The sequence below is a fragment of the Enterococcus sp. 3G6_DIV0642 genome (genome assembly GCF_002140635.1).
Taxonomy (GTDB): Bacteria; Bacillota; Bacilli; order Lactobacillales; family Enterococcaceae; genus Enterococcus_D; species Enterococcus_D casseliflavus.
Window position 1 is genome coordinate 2,816,321 of the sequence record NZ_NGLH01000001.1, and the last position, 17,119, is coordinate 2,833,439.

A 17,119-nucleotide genomic window follows, 5' to 3' on the forward strand; every position below is an offset into this window, starting at 1 on the left:
GGTTTGCGCTTATTCAAAAACGAATTGATTGTGATACAGTTCCGCATAAAAGCCGTCAGCCGCCACCAATTGATGGTGATTGCCTTCTTCAATGACTTCGCCGTCCTTCAAGACAACGATGCGGTCGGCATTCAAAATCGTCTTCAAGCGATGGGCGATCACAAAACTGGTTCGTCCTTTGATCGCTTCATCCATTGCTCGTTGAATTTTCGCTTCGGTCACGGTATCAACGTTACTGGTGGCTTCATCCAAAATCAACAATTCTGGATTGGTCAAAATCGTTCGGGCAATACTCATCAATTGTTTTTGACCAGTACTGAAAAGATTGTTCTCTTCGGTGATCTCCGTGTCATAGCCTTTTTCCAACGTCATAACAAACTCATGGATATTGGCTTGTTTCGCTGCTGCAATGACTTCGGCTTCAGTCGCTTCTGGTTTCCCAAAAGCAATGTTTTCGCGAATCGTCCCTGAGAACAACACGGATTCTTGCAAAACGATTCCCACTTGAGAACGCAGCAGATCCAAATCTAGCTCCCGGATATCGATGCCGTCAAAGGTCACAGAACCACCATTCACATCATAGAAGCGATTCAACAGGTTCATGATGGTCGTTTTTCCTGAACCCGTCGGCCCGACCAATGCGACCATTTCGCCTTTGTTGACTGTGATCGAGACATCTTTTAGGACCAATTTTTGACTGTCATACCCAAAGTCCACATGATTCAAAGCAACCGCCTCTTTGATGCCCTTCACTTTGATCCCGTCTTTTGGTTTGACCTCATCGGGTTCATCAAACATTTCATTGATTCTGCGCGCACCGGTGATCGCCAATTGAATCATGCTGTAACCAGAAGAGATCTGCATCAATGGTTGATAATACTGCTGCGAATACTGGACAAAGGTCACAACTAATCCTAAAGCAACGGAACGTTCTAAGTCACCGTTTAATGCTAACCAGCCACCAAAGAAAATCACGATTGCCGTGTTCAACAAGGACATCCCTTGCATCAAGGGGAAAAGCAGCCCAGAGTAGACTTGCCCTTTGTAGGTAGCTTCGCGGACTTGTTGGTTGTGGACCAAGAAACCGTCGATGGTTTCTTCTTGCAGTCCATTGGTGATGATGATTCGTTGACCACTGATTTTTTCATCGATATAGCCGTTTAATTTTCCGACTTCATCTTGTTGCAGATCGACATATTTGCGGGCTTTTTGGATCACGATCACCGCAATCAACACCGCAATCGGGGTAGAAGAAATCGTTGCCCATGCCAATTCAACGTTTTGACGGAACATCATGATCAAGATTCCCACCATTAAGACTACATTGGTCAGCACTTGCAACAATGCTTGGTTCAGACTGTTTTGGATGTTATCCAAGTCACTGGTAAAACGGCTCAAAATATCACCGTCTTGATGAGAATCAAAGAATTTGATCGTCAATTTTTCCAGTTTATTAAATAAACCGATCCGCATTCTGTTGGTTGATTTCCCCACCACTTGCGTGAACAAGATACTATAAACAAAATTGGCTGCACTGGCTAAGACATAAAAAATCAACAATTTCCAAATGATCGATAGAAAAGCTGATTTATCATCGACCCCTTGCATCAAACCACCAACATAATTCGCCAACTCTTGGAACGCTTCTCCGACAAAGACTGGCGCTTGCACTTGCAGATACGTTGCCAGAATCACCGTCACAAAAATGAATAGAAACGACCACTTGTATTGTTTTAAGTAATGGTAGAAAAATTTACTCGCTTTGAACAAATCTGTCATGGTTACTCCTCTCCTTTCTGTGTTGCGAAGATTTCTTGATAGATGGCATTGTTATTGGCTAAAAATTCATGGCTTCCTTCACCAACCAGACGTCCATTATCTAAAACGAAGATGCGGTCGCCTTTCACAACAGAGGCAATCTTTTGCGCGATGATGATCGTTGTCGTGTCTTTTAATTGTTTTTCAAACGCTTCGCGAACCAATTTTTCCGAACGAGCATCTAATGCACTCGTACTATCATCCAAAATCAAAATTTTCGGTTCACCGATCACTCCTCGAGAAATCGATAAGCGTTGCTTTTGCCCTCCAGAAAAATTGCTGCTGCGCTCGGAGACCGGCGCTTCAAACCCAGCGGTCAATTTTTGAATAAATTCACTGGCTTGGGCGATTTCCGTTGCGCGAGACATCTCAGATTCTGAGGCGTCTTTTTTCCCTTGCCGCAAGTTTTGGGCAATCGTTCCTGAAAAGAGGATCGCTTTTTGCAAGACAAAAGCGACCGTTTTACGCAAGCTTTGTTCATTGACTTCTTTCAAGTCAACGCCGCCAACTCGCACGACACCTTCCGTTGGGTCAAACAAACGAGGAATCAGCTGCGCCAGTGTTGATTTGCCGGCACCAGTCGCCCCTACGATCCCAATCATTTCACCAGGTTTGATGGTAAAACTGATAGCCGTTAGGGCATTTTTTTCATCCCCAGGGTAACGGAAGCTGACGTTTTCAAAAGCGACACTTCCAGACAACTCTTGTTCTGGGACATCTTGGTATTGCAGATCCGGTTCGGTATCTAGAATCTCTTTGATCCGTTTAAGCGAAACTGCAGCCCGCGATGTCATCATCATCATCATGCCGCCGATAATGATCGCCATCATAATTTGCATCAAATAATTCATGAATGAGGCAATTCCCCCAATCAAGGTTGGATCATCTTTCGCTAGATCACTGACAAAGAAGATCGCGCCGACGACGGCTAAGTTGGCTGCCAGCATAAAGGAGGGGATCATTACAGAGAACAGGGTTCCTACGATAATATTATGCTTCGTTAACGTTTCACTGACTTTGGAAAAGCCTTGTAGCTGGTTTTCTTCTTGAACAAAAGATTTCACCACACGAATCCCCATCAAATTTTCTTTGGCAATCCCATTGATTTTGTCGATCAAGTTCTGGATGATCATAAAGTGTTTGCCCATCCGTGTAAAGGAGAGTGCCGTAATCACTAGGACAGCGATAATTAGTAAGACGATGATCCACCAAAGTTGCGGCATAGTTGTCATCGCCAAAATGAAGGCACCGATAAATAAGAACGGGATGCGAAACAACGATTGCAGCGAGATCATCACTAAGTTTTGAATTTGCGTGATGTCATTGGTCAAGCGCACCACTAGGTTTCCTGCCGAGAAGGTTTCGATATTACCAAATGAGAATGTCTGGATTTTCCGAAACATCTCTTCCCGAATATCGGCACTAACGCCTTGCGCCACTTTCGCAGAAAAAATCGTGTTGATAATCCCTGCAACAAGGCCTAGCAATGCTAGCCCAATCAGCTGCACACCAATTTTTTTCATTTCATCATTGTTTTCGGTAATAATTGATTCTAGCACTTGCTGCAAGAGCTTCGGCTGCCATAATGCAGCAACGACCATTAAAATGACCGATAATAAGGCAATGCCGGTTGCCGCTTTGTACTTTTTGACATGGCGTAAGACCAGATCCATATACGTACCACTCCTTTGTGTTTAGCAGAAAAGACTGCCAAAAAATTTCGGTTGCACAACAATTTACCATGGATCACGACGGGAAACAAGCGAACAAATAAAACAAAAAGAGCTTTCATGAAAGCTCTTTGAAAATATTACATAAATGTTGTCGAAAATAACGAATAGTAAAGGGATTATGATGATCCTCGATACTGGTTTGATTATTTTTTGTCGCTAAATCTTTGACTTACGATTCGCTGTTTTCCAGCTCACTTTTTTGTTTTTTTGTCAGCTTTTGTTTGACTAAATCGTAGGAAACCAAAATCATTTGTTCGATGTTTTCTTCCATCAAGGCATCAGATGCCAACTTGATGGTATTCCAATGGGTCTTATTGGCATAATACCCTGGAATGATGACGTCAGGAAATTGCTCTCGCAGCGTTTCGTTGACCTCGGGCAGATTTTTCAAAGTCAAAAACGCTGTTTCTTCTGGTTGTGGACTCATGATCCCAAACTGCTTTCCTACTAAATCAAAGTAGATTGCATCCCAATCTTTGCGATAATAGACTTTGGCTCCCGGCAAGCCTTCCCCAAAAGCTTGAAATCGCTGCATTTTTTGTGCAATTTTTTCTTCAATCGATGTACTCATTGTGTGTCCCCCACTTTCTGCTATCAAAATCGCCATTTTCTGCCTCAATTTTGACAGATTGAATCGCTTGCTGCTCTATTTCCTACTATTATACATGGTTGTCGTGGAAAAAGGGATTTTTTATCAGTGGCATGTCGACTGATAATGACGTTACATGCAGCTGTAAGCGGCGTTACATTCATTCACCTTTCTCAGAGGACACAAAAAAGCCCTCATCAGCGAGTAAGTTATACTCGCCAATAAGGGCAATTGATTACTAGATGTCATGGACAAGATTCATTTGAGAATCTTAGTACCAACCATTTGCTTCCCAGAATGCTTTGGCAGCAGACCAAGAACCATAACGTGATGCAACATATTCATCGGCAACCTTTTCTTGGTTAGCAGCTGAATAGTCACCATTTAAGTAAGAGTTGGTTAATTGGTAACGGCCATAGTATTGTCCGTTTGTCGCTGTGTAAGAACCACCAGATTCTTTGTTTGCGATCCATTCTTTTGCTGAAGCTTCTGAGCCGCTAGCTGAAGAGCTGTAGCTTGAGCTGCTTTGTGTGCTTGCAGCAGATTGTGTGTTGCTTGATTGTGAAGCTGCTGGTTCACTTGGTTGTTGTACACTTGCTGCAGCAGTCGTGTTTGCAGATTCTGTATAAGTGGCAGTGCCATCTGTAGGGATGATCAATGCTTCCCCAACAAAAATCAAGTTTTTATCAGCAATCTCGTTTGCTTCAACGATCGCATTGATCGTATCATCAGAGCTATAACCATAAAAGTTAGTAGCGATTGTTGATAATGTATCACCAGATTGAACAGTGTATTGTTCGTCTGCAAAGGCGTCTTTCCCACCTAAGAAAAGGCCGAAACCGGCAAGGACAGCTGTACTAAGTAAAACAGTTTTTAAAGACTTCATATAATTAAATCTCCTTCTTTGAAACTCATTTTGCGTCATTTGAGATGACTCAAGCGCATAAACAAGTCTAACATCGAAGAATATTTCATAGGTAAAGAATTCATTACAGATGATTACGAAAACGACAGTTGCCTTACGTTTCGTAAGAATTTGAGAATCCTATCATATCAAGCTTTACTCTGCTGTAATTTTTAACATTACAGTTATTTTGTTTTCAGGTAAACCAGTTAACCTTAGAAAACCTTTCCTATATTACAAAAAACCCTCTTTTTACACAGGATTGTAACAAAAGAAGGAACAAGACAAGGTCTCGTTCCTCATTTACTTTCTATTTTTTCTTCACTGGGATCAATTTATTCATGATGATCGCCGCAATAGCGCTTAAAGCAATCGGTGAATCTAATAAATATTGTAAGAATTGAGGCGCAGATTCTTTGATTTCTGCTGGCATAAACAACAAGCCGATGGCAATAATCAACGGTACCCCGATAATATACAACTCCCGCTCGGAAAACTCTTCATTCTTAATGACCCGAAAGCCGCTCAACAAAATAATGACGCAGACGACCGCGAACACGCCGCCGATGACAGCAGAAGGTACTGCGTGAATCAAGGCTGAAAGTTTTCCCATGAAGGACAATAGGATAAACCAGACGGACGCCATCACAAAGACTTTTTTACTAGCAACCCCTGTAATCGAAATAATCCCTGCATTGGTAGAATAACCAGTTACAGGTGTCGTTCCAACTAAGGCGGCAACCAAGCAGCCTAACCCTTCACCGATCACGCCTTTATTGATCCGTTCATCCGTAACAGGTTCTTCTGTCACAGAACTGACCGCATACCAAGTACCTGTTGTTTCTGCTAGGAGAACCATATAGATCACTAGCATCGTTAAGATCGCTGAAACATCAAAATGCAGGCCATAGTTTAGAAATACCAGTTTTGGCAGACTAAAGAAAGAAGCATCTGCCACCGACTGAAAATCAACGCCTCCCATAAAGGAAGCAATCACGGTACCGATAACCAAAGCAATAATGACCGAACTGATTCGGAAGTATTTCCCCATTCCTGGAAAATAATCGCCTAACATGGAAAACAAGATCAAAATCGCCGCAGTAATCGCAGCTAACAACATGTTTTGATTGGCACTTAGTGTTTCAGTGGCAGGATAGATATTGCTGGTAAATGCTGTTGGCAGCAGCGTCAAACCAACGATCATGATGATCGTCCCACTGACGATCGTAGGAATAAAATGACGAACGATATACTTATAGATGCCAGTAAAACCTAGTAAAATGACTGCTGCAGCACCAACAATGCTGGCACCTAACACCGTGTCCATACCGTTGGCACCAAAATAAATACCGATGATCGCTCCAACGGGTACAAAGGATGGTCCTTGACATACGGGTAATTTCAAGAAAAAGAGGACTTGGATCAAAGAAGCGATCCCTGCTCCTAAAAAGGTCGATTGGATCAAACCTGATGCGTCTGAAGAGGACATCGCCACCGCGGTTGCGATAATAAATGGCGGCACATACACGTCCATTGCCAACACATGCTGTAATCCTAAAAGTACTGCTTGACCAAAGGGAATGTCTTCATTCATTCCGATCGTTAAATGTTTGTTTTTCGTTGATTCCACTGTCTCATTCTCCTCATTTTTCGTGTACTTTTTTTCCTTGGACCCAGACTTGGCGAATATTTTGCATCGTTGCTAAGTACAGGATTTTTTGTAGTCTTGCTTCGGGTGAGGTGAACACACCGAAGTCAGGCAAAGGATTTTCTTTTTGTCGCGTATCGATCACTTGCACATCAAACGCATACCCTTCTTTGATGACACCTACTGGTAATTTCAGTGCCTCACCGCCGCCTTTTGTCGCCAATGAGAACGCATCGATCACGGATATACGAGAATCAGCTACTCCTCGTGTGTTTTGAGGAAGCGTGACATCCACGCCATCTTCTAACATTCTCGAAGACATCACAGCTTGTTTGATGTTGTCATACAAACTCGGTGAAAAACCGCCGGAGATATCTGTTCCTAAACCAATCGTGACTCCTTGTTCTTTCAAGCGCTTGATTGGGATCACGCCATTGGCAAAGTAGGCATTTGAAATGGGACAGTGCGCAACTGCGGCGCCGGTTTCAACAAAACGAACACCGTCAGCTGGGCTGATGAAATTGCCATGAGCCATCACTGCTTTTTCACGCAACAAGCCAAAATCTTGCAGCACTTCGGTATCCGTTTTACCAAATCGTTCTTGAACAAAGTCATGTTCCCATTGCCCTTCACTGCAGTGGGTCTGAACATGAACATCATATTTTTCAGCCAATGCGCCTAACCCTGCCAAGCCTTCATCGGTACAGCTGGGGACAAATCGCGGAGTGACCACAGGATAAACGCCTTGTGGGGCGGTCTTTGCGATTGCTTGTACTTCTTGAATAAAACGTTCTGTATCCGCTAATGCCTCTTCTGTTGACGCGTCTCGATAAAAAGCAGGATTGGCTTGGGGATCGTCCATAACGACTTTTCCGACTAATCCCCGTTGACCAAGAGCGGCACAAGTCTTCGCCAATTGAAGGCTCGCTTCTAGATGGATCGTTGCAAAATAAAGAACCGTTGTCGTTCCTCTTGCCAATAGCTGCGCCACCAAATCTTGATAGACAGCTTTGGCAAATGCTGGATCGGCATATTTTGCCTCCAGTGGAAACGTGCATTCATCTAACCAGACATTTAACGGTTCATCTAACGCGATCCCTGCTTGCGGCCATTGTGGTGCGTGGACATGCAGATCGACAAACCCTGGTAAAAAGCACTGGCCTTCAGATAAAGCCTGAAGATTCTCTGATGCTTTTGCCAGCTCTGCCTCATACCCTTGATCTGTTTTGGCAGTAACTTTCGTGATGATCCCTGCGTCATCGACTTGAATCAAAGCTTCTTCTATATACTCCAATTTTCCATCACTTGGCGTATGGAAAACATCTCCTTTAAAATAGCGAATGGTTGCCATTTGTTTGATTTCCCCCGTTCTCTAAGACATTGTCAGGAAAAAGCCGTTCATTTAATGTTCCTTTTTCACTAACACGATGTTCTTATTTTAACGCTATTCGAAAATAGTGCAATAAAATTCACTATCATAAAGGAAGATAAAACGCTGAACGTTCGGTTTTTATGCGATTTCAAAAAAAGACACCGTCTAGAAATAAGACAGTGTCTGCTTTTTGAGAATATTCGCTTGGTTTATCTATAACTAAGGCGTTACCTAAACTAGACTAACGGTCAGGGTTTTTCCGAGGGCGGAAGCAAGTTTGGATAATGTTTCGAAACTTGTATTATCCCCTCTCTCAATACGTGCAATGGTTGACTGAGGAACAGCGGCGAGCTCTGCAAGTTCTCTTTGTGTGAGTCCTGCACTTTCTCGCGCTTTCATCAATGCTACAGCACTAGCAAGTTTCGCTTTTTCAGCTTCATATTCAGCTTTGAATTCAGTATCTTTCATTTTTTCTTTTAAAAAATCATTGAATTTAACTGTTGGCATCTTTGATCTCCTCCTCAAATTCTTTTCGGATCTCTATCGCTTTTGCTATTTCTTGAATTGGCGTCTTCTGCGTTTTCTTGGTGAAACCATGGGTAATAATGAATTTAGAACCTAGCCAATGAAAATATAAAGCTCTTTGAATGTTTCCTCCAATTCCTGATCTCAGCTCAAATAGGTTATCTCCCAGTTTTTTCACCCATTTCATTTTTTGAGCGATCAGTATTCCATGTTCTTCCACATTCGCAATGACTGCTAACATTTTTTTCTGGTCTTTCTCAGGTAACTGTTCAAAAAACTCAATAAATTCATTGTGTCCATTTGGTCGCTCATAAAACTCAAACTTAGGTTTGTCCATATACAAATGATAGCATATATGCCATCATTTGTCGATTCAAGTTACCGTTCATTATTCTTTCTTAGACTTTATTCCCTATAATTGGTTTCATCTTTTTTTCTAGTTGATACAAAACTACTTAACATTCTCTTTGTCGATGAAACCGAATCAACTCCAAATCATTTCTCCATTATTTTTCTTTACGATTCCTACGAAATACCACCAATCCACCTACTAGCAAACACAGTAATCCTGCAATCGAGCCCCATTTTGCTGGCTCTAAAAAGCTTTGGATCCTTGAGGTCTGATTCGTTGCCGTCGTTCCTGATAGCTGAAACAAGAAAGCCAGCGGCTGATGTTCAAAACGAAGAATGACAAATAGGAGTGTCATCAAAAGAAATTGATGTACCAGACTCCCTTTGCTTTGTGTGGCATACTTGGCTAAACTCCGCTGCTCGATTGCTTCGGGTTTTGCCGTCAAATACTGTTTCGTGAGCCATTGATTCAATCCCGCATTAAAGAAACTAATGACAAATAAACTTATTGGGATCAAAAGATCGCTGCTAAATAGAAGAACACCAACCATCAATCCAAGCAAATACGCCGGTACTAACTGTTTTTCTAGCAAGCGTGCGAGTTTTCCTCCGAGAAACATGGCACCAAAAAGGCCCAGTGCATATGGTAAGTAAACGTGCGTGCTTAGCGCTTGTGCTCCAAATCGACCGGTAACATACACCGAGCCGAAAAGAAAAAGAAAGTTTCCGATCACCCCACGAATGAAGGTGAGCACATTTAGATGAAGTGGCTGTTTCCACGATCGGCTGCGTTTCGTTAAAGTGATCAGCAGCAAAGCAAAGAGAAACAAGAAACCAGTGATCGCCCACTCAAAGAGGGCATTCGACTTGATCAGCCTGGCTGCTCGCAAGCCAAACAGTAAGAGAAAGAAAAAGAAATACAACAAAAATTGCTTGTTGAATAACTGGTTGCGCTGCATCAGCGGTCTTTTCGGTAGGTTTTTGAAGGTTTGACTACTCTTAGCCGCCAGCACAAAGAGTGCAAGATAACTGCCAAATAGACCAATGCCCTGAAGGTCATCAGGCAACCGTAAGGCAAACAATAAAACGAAAAGAAAGAACAGCGCCTCCTTCCAATCATTTTTCAGCGGCTGTTCAGTGAGCTTGGCTTTTTGGCGTACCATCAGGTCAGCTGGCGGCAGCCAAGAAGCACTGACCCCCAACAAACCAGCAGCTGGCAAGAGTGCCACGCTCCACCAAGTGCTCAAGATACCCACCAATGCGCCAGCACCGCCGATCAAGACACTGGCTGCTAACAGCGATGGTGCGAAAAGCGCCGTAAGCGTCTGTAAGAAAAAGACCCCTGTCATGCGAAAGGTATAAAAGAGCGCAAAGGCTAATGCTGCACTTAGCGACTGCTCTTTGCTCAAAGATAAGAAATAAAGATACGGGATGATCGTGATCGTATTGCTGATGATCAAAAGTGCGGTATGGGATTTTTTGTATATCATCTAAATTCCTCTACTATTGATTGTAGTCTTATTATTTTTTCTATTCTTGATAGTAGGTAGTCATTATAAGCAAGTCCTCTATTTAATCCAAAGGCCATTCCTATCCTCCACCACCTTTAATTTACTATTCGGCTGTAACTGGCATTCGATTTCTCCCCCTTGAAGCTTCACTCTGATTGCTTCTTGCTGATAAGTGATCGTAAAGGTCAGTGATTCGATTTTCTGTGGCAAATGATTCGCCAAGTGAAGTCCGCGATCATAGGTCAGACCAGCAAAACCATAAATCAAACTCAACCAGCTGCCGCCCATATTGGCAGCATGAACACCGTCTACAACATTCTTTTGCAAATCATTGAGATCCATCAGTGCGGTATCCATGAAGTAGCGATACGCTTTTTCAGTGTCGCCGATTCGGCTAGCCATCACACTAAAGATGGAACGAGACAACGAGGAGTCATGGGTCGTCACCTGCTCGTAATAGTCATAGTCTCTTGTTAATTGATCTGCTGAAAATTCATGGGTAAACAGCATCTCTGCTAAAACCGTATCTGCTTGCTTGCATACTTGATACTTATAAATGATCATTGGATGATAGTGAAGTAGAAGCGGATAATTCTCAGCAGGTGTTTCCTCAAATGGCCACAGCGCTTGATCTAAGAAGGAATCATCTTGTTTCGTTAGCTGCCGCTCTTCATCGTAACCGAAGTACATCAAGTCAGCCGCTTTTTCCCAATCGGCAATCAATTCTTGATAGACATGGTATCGTTTGGCCAATTCGACCGCATAGCGTAAGTTATTTTGTACCATTTTGTTTGTATAAAAATTGTTGTTTACCAAAGCGCTGTATTCGTCTGGTCCTGTCACTCCATGAATACAAAACCGCTCTTGTCCTTCTTTTACAGCAAACGTGCCATAATGAAACCAGAATTTCGCTGTTTCAAAAACGACTTCTTTACCAATTTCTTCAATAAAGGGTTGATCACCCGTGATACGTTCATATAATTGAAAGCCATAAACGATATCGGCATTGATATGCAGCTGTGCTGTACCTGCTGGATAATAGGCACTCGTTTCATTACCGTCAATCGTACGCCAAGCGAACAATGCCCCAGCTTGATTCAATTCTTTTGCTCGTTTTTTGGCTTGCGGCAAAATACTTGCACGATAGGAAAGCAAGCTTTTGGCTATCTCGGGGTTCGTATAAATGAAGAAAGGCAGTAGATACATTTCTGTATCCCAAAAATAATGTCCTTCATATCCTTCACCTGTAAGCCCTTTTGCGGCAAAATTCGTTTTTCCATCACGCCCTGCACCTTGGTTCAAATGAAACAAATTGAAACGGATCCCTTTTTGCAAATAGTCATCCCCCACGATTTGAATATCGCTGGCTTGCCAGAAAGATTGATAGTAATCCGCTTGTTCTTTTAATAAGACAGAAAACTCATCGACGCTCTGCTGAAATGGTGTCTCACCAATCCTTTGCAACAATTTGACCTGAAAAATCGAAGTTGACGGTTCTCCAACAGTCAAATGCTGCTTTTCTTGATGTAGCTGAATAGCGATTTTCTTTTGACTATTTGGTGCTGTCCATACTTGGTATGCGCCCATTTGTTCTTTTTCCAATTGATGATTCTTACTGGCAACTCGAGGATCATCTGTTTTATTGACAGAGAATTGCTGATTTAATGTGTGGGATAGTTCGATCGGTTCTGAAAAATCGGCTGTTATCACTTCATAGCGGCAAACATAGAGTTCACTGCGCGTCATTGACGCAAACGAAGTTAACCCCAACTCAAAAGACTTTCCAGTCGGAGTAGTGATCTGATAACTTTCCGTTAGAACCCCATCAGCTAATTTAAGACTCATTTGGGTTCGTTCGACTTGCCATTCCTCAACCGAAGAATCCTCCTCGCCGATTTTCAAAATAACTCCACGCAAGTTGGGCAGTTTGCAAATCGTTTGATGTTCTTTTGCATACCCATAAGCCCATTCGCCATACTGAATCGGCTCGCTGTCAAAAAAGCCGTTGACAAACGCCCCAGGATTTCCTGGGTACAATTGATTGACCTTCAAAGGATGTCCTGCACGGACGCCGATTTGCCCATTTCCTAAAGCGAACAATGTTTCTAGATACTCCATTTTCTGATGAGAAAGCTCATCAGCTGTCAATAGAAAGTCGTTTTTCTTCATCCTTTATCCTCCAAGTCTTTTGGTTTATTCCTCGTTATCTTCACTTAGTTTCTATCCTACACTTCTAGCCAATGATTGCAAGGCTCAGCACTTCGTCTTTTTGCCACAAGCATCTCTTTAGAGCCGAGCAGCGAATGTATGATACCATGAAGCAAATACGAAAGAAGGCGATTTCTTGGATTTATGGCTTACAAATGTACAACTTGAGACGAGTTATTTAAAAGAAGGCGATTGGTCTTATGGAACCAAAACAGAAAATACAGCAATCGGGATCAATGATGAAAAAATAGCGGAGATCGTACCGATGACCGAATGGCAGGCATCAAGCGAAGCGACGATCATTGATGGGGAAAATCAGTTATTGTTGCCAGGATTGATCGAAAAACATTGTCATTTGGACAAAAGTAAATTAGGTACTCCTTGGCGTCCAGTAACGCCCGCAGCTAGCTTGGTGGAACGATTTGAAACTGAGATTCCCCAATTAGATGCCTTACCGTTATCAATCAAAGAACGCGGACAAGCGCTGATTGATTTAGAACTACCTCACGGTGCGGTGATGTTCCGCTCACATATCGATATTGAACCAATGACTCAGCTGCGTTATTTTGATGCGATCACTGAATTAGTCGCCGAACAACCTTTTGGCTCGGAGTTGGTCTTATTCCCACAACATGGCTTATTGCGCTCAAATGCAGCTTCTTTGATTGAAGAAGCCTTAGCAACGGGCAAAGCTTCTTATATTGGCGGTGTTGATCCTTATACACTCGATCAAGATTATAAAACTTCCTTACGGACAACTTTTGAACTTGCTCAAAAAGGGCATGTCGGTATTGACCTCCATCTTCATGATCGGCAAGAAGCTGGCAGAGCGACCGTCAAAGAAATGATTCGTTTGACGAAGGAATTCAATATGCAAGGAAAAGTAGCGATTAGTCACGCCTTTGGTCTAAATGACTTTGAGGGAGAAGAACGCAAAGAAGTCTTTCAAGCCTTAGCAGACTTAGAGATCCATATCATTTCAAGTATTCCCATCAGCCCAGGAACGATCCCGCCACTGAAGGAATTGCAAAGCTATGGCGTGGCTGTTCATATCGGTTGCGACAATGTCTATGATTCTTGGTCTTCTCTTGGCGACGGTTCTTTACAAGAAAAACTGGCCCGCTATTTAGAGATTTTTGCCGTCAAAAGTCAGGAAGACTTGACGCAAGCCCTAGGTCTGGTTACTGATGGCAAAGTGCCCTTAGATAAAAACGGTGCGCAGCAATGGCCTAAGGTTGGTGATTCGGCTGATTTCTTGCTGACACCAGCTGCTTGTACGGCAGAATTCGTTGCCCGCAAAGGCTTCGTCAGCAAAAGTTTTTATCAAGGAACGGTTGTCTTTTCAGCTGATTAAACTATCTGATAACAACGAAAAGAAAAGCCATTGTCTGAACTCAGCAGACAATGGCTTATTTCTTTCGATCATTAAACGTTTCTCAAAAATTCCATTTTACCCAATCAGCAAATAATTCTGGCCAACGGACAACCGACGCTTCCGTCCCATGTTGATCGCTGTTGGCGGTTTCTGGCGTTCCTAAACTTAACCCGTGACCGCCCCGAGGGAAAATGTGTAGCTCATAAGGTATATTAAATTTGCGCAGCTGTTCGGCAAAAAGGAGGCTGTTTTCCGCCAAGACTAATCCATCTTCTAACGTATGCCAAAGAAACGTTGGTGGTGTCTGTTCATTGACTAAAGTCTCTAAAGACAAGGCGGCTTTTTCTGTTTCGTAACGATCTGCTAATAATGAACGGAAGGAATCTTGGTGCCCAAGTTCACCACTAGATAAGACCGGATAACTCAACAGTAACCCGTTAGGTCGCCATTCTTCATTGGCTCCTTGTAAAGCCTCTGCTAGAAAAGGTTGCTGCCAAGACACACCCAGATTAGCAGCTAAGTGACCGCCAGCTGAAAAACCGGCAACAATGATTTTTTCAGGATCGACGTGCCAGACCTCATGATTGGTGCGCACAAGACGAACGGCAGCCGCCAATTCCTTTAAGGCTAACGGATAGACAGCCGGTTTGATACTATAATGCAACACAAAGGCTTGGAAACCAAAGCTCATCATTTTGATGGCGATGGGTTCCGCTTCACGATCCGACAACATTTCATAGCCGCCGCCAGGACAGATGATGACAGCTGGTCGGACACGATCTGGTTCCATTTCAGGAGAATTTTCCATGACATACGTGGTTAAACTGGCTTGGCTTTCTGGTAAAAGTGCGGTTCTTTTTTCATGTATCACGGATTGCGCCTCATTTCATTGTAATTTTATAGACGATTGGTTGGTCGGTTTCAATTGGTTCAAAAGTTAGTTGCAAGCCTTCATCGGTCACTTGCCAATCAATAGGCTGTTCTTCGTGTCCTAGAATCGTCACGGTTTGGATGATGCCGTGAAATTCTGGCAAATTTTGGTCTTTGGATTGTGCCAGTGCTTGGATCCTTGCGTGTCCATTCTCAGGACTTGCCATGCCAATCGCATACAACGCATCCCCCTGAACCGTAAAGCGGAAATCCTGGCTCGTGTATGTCGTCGCCTGTGCTTCTTGAAATTGGCCCGAAACTACGGTCGTGGGCCCTTCCCCTGCTTTGCGCCATGGTTTCGCTTCATAAATGGCTTCACCATTTACATCCAGCCACGCACCGATTTCTTTTAAGATCGCTTGATCTTTTTCTGGGATCGAACCATCCCCTTTCGGCCCGATATTCAAAAGGAGATTGCCGTTTTTACTGACGACTTCGATCAAATCCTGTAAAATCTCACGTGTTGTTTTATAATCCAATGTCGTGGTATAGCACCATGAATTACGAGCGATTGCTGTGTCTGTTTGCCAGTAAAAAGGTTGTGGTTCGGCAAATTTCCCCCGTTCAATCTCCACGATACCGCTACCAAACATCATGGCATCGTGCTTGTAGCAAATACCAACTTGTTTGCCCCATTCAGCCCCACGATTGTAATAGTAAGCAGCGAAAAGTTGCAAATGCTCCTTGAAGGCTTCATGTTGGATCCACCAATCAAAATACAGCAGCTCTGGTTGATAGTTGTCGACGAGTTCACAGGTTCTAAGCAGCCAATCATCTAAAAATTCTTTTGACGGGTATGGCTCGCTAAAGAGACTTTCATGGTCTGGCTCTGGCATCGCTGGCCAGTAAAAGTCGCCTTTTGCCAACGGCTCCTTGATATCACTGTCAAAATCCTTACCGTGTCCCATAAAAAACCAATGTTCGGCACGATGAGATGAGGTACAAAAATGCAGGCCTTGCTCCTCTGCGGCTTCTTTTAGTTCCCCAAGAATATCTTTTTTCGGCCCCATAACTGACGCATTCCATTCAGACAGTTCGCTTTTATACATCTGAAACCCGTCATGATGTTCTGCAACGGGAAAAAGATAATTGGCACCGGCTTGTTTGATCAAGCGAATCCATTCATTTGCATCAAATTTATCTGCGGTAAACATCGGAATAAAGTCTTTGTAGCCAAAGTTTTTTTGTGGACCATAGGTTTCAATATGGTGATCATATTCTGGATGGCCTTTGATGTACATATTTCTTGAATACCATTCATTGTGAAAGGCTGGAACACTGTACAGTCCCCAATGAATGAAGACCCCAAATTTTGCTTTGCGGAACCATTCCGGTAGAACAAAAGCGCCCAATGACTGCCAATTTGGAAAAAAGGGGCCTTGATGTGCGACTTGCTGGATCGTTTCTACTGTGATCATTGTTTTTCCTCCAAAATACCGACTGTTTCCAGCCATGTTTTTGCAATCAACACATGTCCTGCAGTCGAGGGGTGCACGCGATCACTGCTTAAGACATAGGATGATTGATAAAGCAAAAAATCATCAAACTTTTCCTGCGTATCCCCTAAAAGGATACCATACTCTTGCGCTACTTTGGCAAGCACTTGTTGGTAATTGGCAAGCATTTTTCTTAATGGATCTTCTTTGTTGGCTTCAACCATAAACGGGCTCAAAAGAATCATCCCTTTGACATTTGGCAAGGTCTGCTCGATCAAATCACGCAGCTCTGATTCAAATCTCTCGATCCCCACTAGTTCCGTTTGAGCAAAGGTTCCATCAAAATGCCGCCACACATCATTCACACCGATCATGATCGTTACCCAATCTGGATGAAATGCCAACACATCATCCTTCCAGCGCTTCTTCAAATCGACAACCGTATCCCCACTGACACCCCGGTTGACGATCATTAATTCCATTTGCGGGAGTAATGCTGTGGTATAGGCGTTGATCAGATGAACATAGCCGTCCCCCCATGAAGACCAACCTGCGGGTATCGCTTGATAATTTCGATTGCTATCTGTGATCGAATCCCCCATAAAAAGCAAACGATCTTTTTTATCCACTATCATTGTTTTCCTCCTTAAAGAAAGAAGACTGATCCGCTGGTGCTGGATCAATCTTCTTAAGTGATTGCTTATCCAAAGGCTGTATAC

General features: G+C 43.1%; 14 protein-coding genes. 1 reads left to right on the top strand and 13 read right to left on the bottom strand.

Features of this window, described 5'->3' with window-relative positions:
- Positions 1 to 9: 9 nt before the first annotated feature.
- The 10 genes from A5878_RS13600 to A5878_RS13645 all read right to left on the bottom strand — a co-directional run bounded on the left by A5878_RS13600 (position 10) and on the right by A5878_RS13645 (position 12,620).
- Positions 10 to 1,779: an ABC transporter ATP-binding protein gene (locus tag A5878_RS13600; RefSeq protein ID WP_060791423.1), complete on the bottom strand. Its 1,770-nt coding sequence runs from the start codon at positions 1,777 to 1,779 to the stop codon at positions 10 to 12.
- A 2-nt stretch (positions 1,780 to 1,781) separates the two neighbouring features.
- Positions 1,782 to 3,491 carry an ABC transporter ATP-binding protein gene (locus A5878_RS13605; protein WP_086295682.1) on the bottom strand — a complete coding sequence of 570 codons (1,710 nt, stop codon included), beginning with the start codon at positions 3,489 to 3,491 and terminating at the stop codon, positions 1,782 to 1,784.
- Positions 3,492 to 3,720: 229 nt separating this feature from the next.
- Positions 3,721 to 4,122: an MmcQ/YjbR family DNA-binding protein gene (locus A5878_RS13610; RefSeq protein WP_060791578.1), complete on the bottom strand. Its 402-nt coding sequence runs from the start codon at positions 4,120 to 4,122 to the stop codon at positions 3,721 to 3,723.
- A gap of 289 nt (positions 4,123 to 4,411) precedes the next feature.
- The gene (locus A5878_RS13615; protein ID WP_060791425.1) at positions 4,412 to 5,026 is read right to left on the bottom strand and encodes a LysM peptidoglycan-binding domain-containing protein; all 615 of its coding nucleotides are present in this window, start codon (positions 5,024 to 5,026) and stop codon (positions 4,412 to 4,414) included.
- Positions 5,027 to 5,354: 328 nt separating this feature from the next.
- The gene (locus A5878_RS13620; protein WP_086295820.1) at positions 5,355 to 6,638 is read right to left on the bottom strand and encodes a uracil-xanthine permease family protein; all 1,284 of its coding nucleotides are present in this window, start codon (positions 6,636 to 6,638) and stop codon (positions 5,355 to 5,357) included.
- A 49-nt stretch (positions 6,639 to 6,687) separates the two neighbouring features.
- Entirely contained in the window at positions 6,688 to 8,043 is a 1,356-nt protein-coding gene (gene guaD, locus A5878_RS13625) for a guanine deaminase (protein WP_060791426.1), read from the bottom strand.
- A 252-nt stretch (positions 8,044 to 8,295) separates the two neighbouring features.
- Complete coding sequence (locus tag A5878_RS13630) at positions 8,296 to 8,571, bottom strand: helix-turn-helix transcriptional regulator (protein WP_005228477.1); 276 nt, start codon at positions 8,569 to 8,571, stop codon at positions 8,296 to 8,298.
- Positions 8,558 to 8,926 carry a type II toxin-antitoxin system RelE/ParE family toxin gene (locus A5878_RS13635; protein WP_060791427.1) on the bottom strand — a complete coding sequence of 123 codons (369 nt, stop codon included), beginning with the start codon at positions 8,924 to 8,926 and terminating at the stop codon, positions 8,558 to 8,560. Before A5878_RS13635 ends, A5878_RS13630 begins: the two co-directional genes overlap by 14 nt.
- Before the next feature lie 169 nt (positions 8,927 to 9,095).
- Positions 9,096 to 10,430 (bottom strand): hypothetical protein, encoded by a 1,335-nt coding sequence (locus A5878_RS13640; protein WP_060791428.1) that lies wholly within the window; start codon positions 10,428 to 10,430, stop codon positions 9,096 to 9,098.
- A gap of 78 nt (positions 10,431 to 10,508) precedes the next feature.
- Entirely contained in the window at positions 10,509 to 12,620 is a 2,112-nt protein-coding gene (locus A5878_RS13645; RefSeq protein ID WP_060791429.1) for a glycoside hydrolase family 65 protein, read from the bottom strand.
- 175 nt (positions 12,621 to 12,795) lie between these two features.
- Here A5878_RS13645 and A5878_RS13650 point away from each other — a divergent pair, with 175 nt between their 5' ends.
- On the top strand, positions 12,796 to 14,013 hold the full coding sequence (locus A5878_RS13650; RefSeq protein WP_060791430.1) for an amidohydrolase family protein: 1,218 nt from the start codon (positions 12,796 to 12,798) through the stop codon (positions 14,011 to 14,013).
- A gap of 82 nt (positions 14,014 to 14,095) precedes the next feature.
- Here the strand turns inward: A5878_RS13650 and A5878_RS13655 are convergent, their stop codons facing one another.
- The 3 genes from A5878_RS13655 to A5878_RS13665 are packed head-to-tail and all read right to left on the bottom strand — an operon-like array spanning position 14,096 to position 17,035.
- Positions 14,096 to 14,905: an alpha/beta hydrolase gene (locus A5878_RS13655; RefSeq protein ID WP_086295683.1), complete on the bottom strand. Its 810-nt coding sequence runs from the start codon at positions 14,903 to 14,905 to the stop codon at positions 14,096 to 14,098.
- 10 nt (positions 14,906 to 14,915) lie between these two features.
- Entirely contained in the window at positions 14,916 to 16,382 is a 1,467-nt protein-coding gene (locus A5878_RS13660) for an alpha-L-fucosidase (protein ID WP_086295684.1), read from the bottom strand.
- Positions 16,379 to 17,035 (bottom strand): SGNH/GDSL hydrolase family protein, encoded by a 657-nt coding sequence (locus tag A5878_RS13665; protein WP_010749930.1) that lies wholly within the window; start codon positions 17,033 to 17,035, stop codon positions 16,379 to 16,381. Before A5878_RS13665 ends, A5878_RS13660 begins: the two co-directional genes overlap by 4 nt.
- Positions 17,036 to 17,119: the final 84 nt, after the last annotated feature.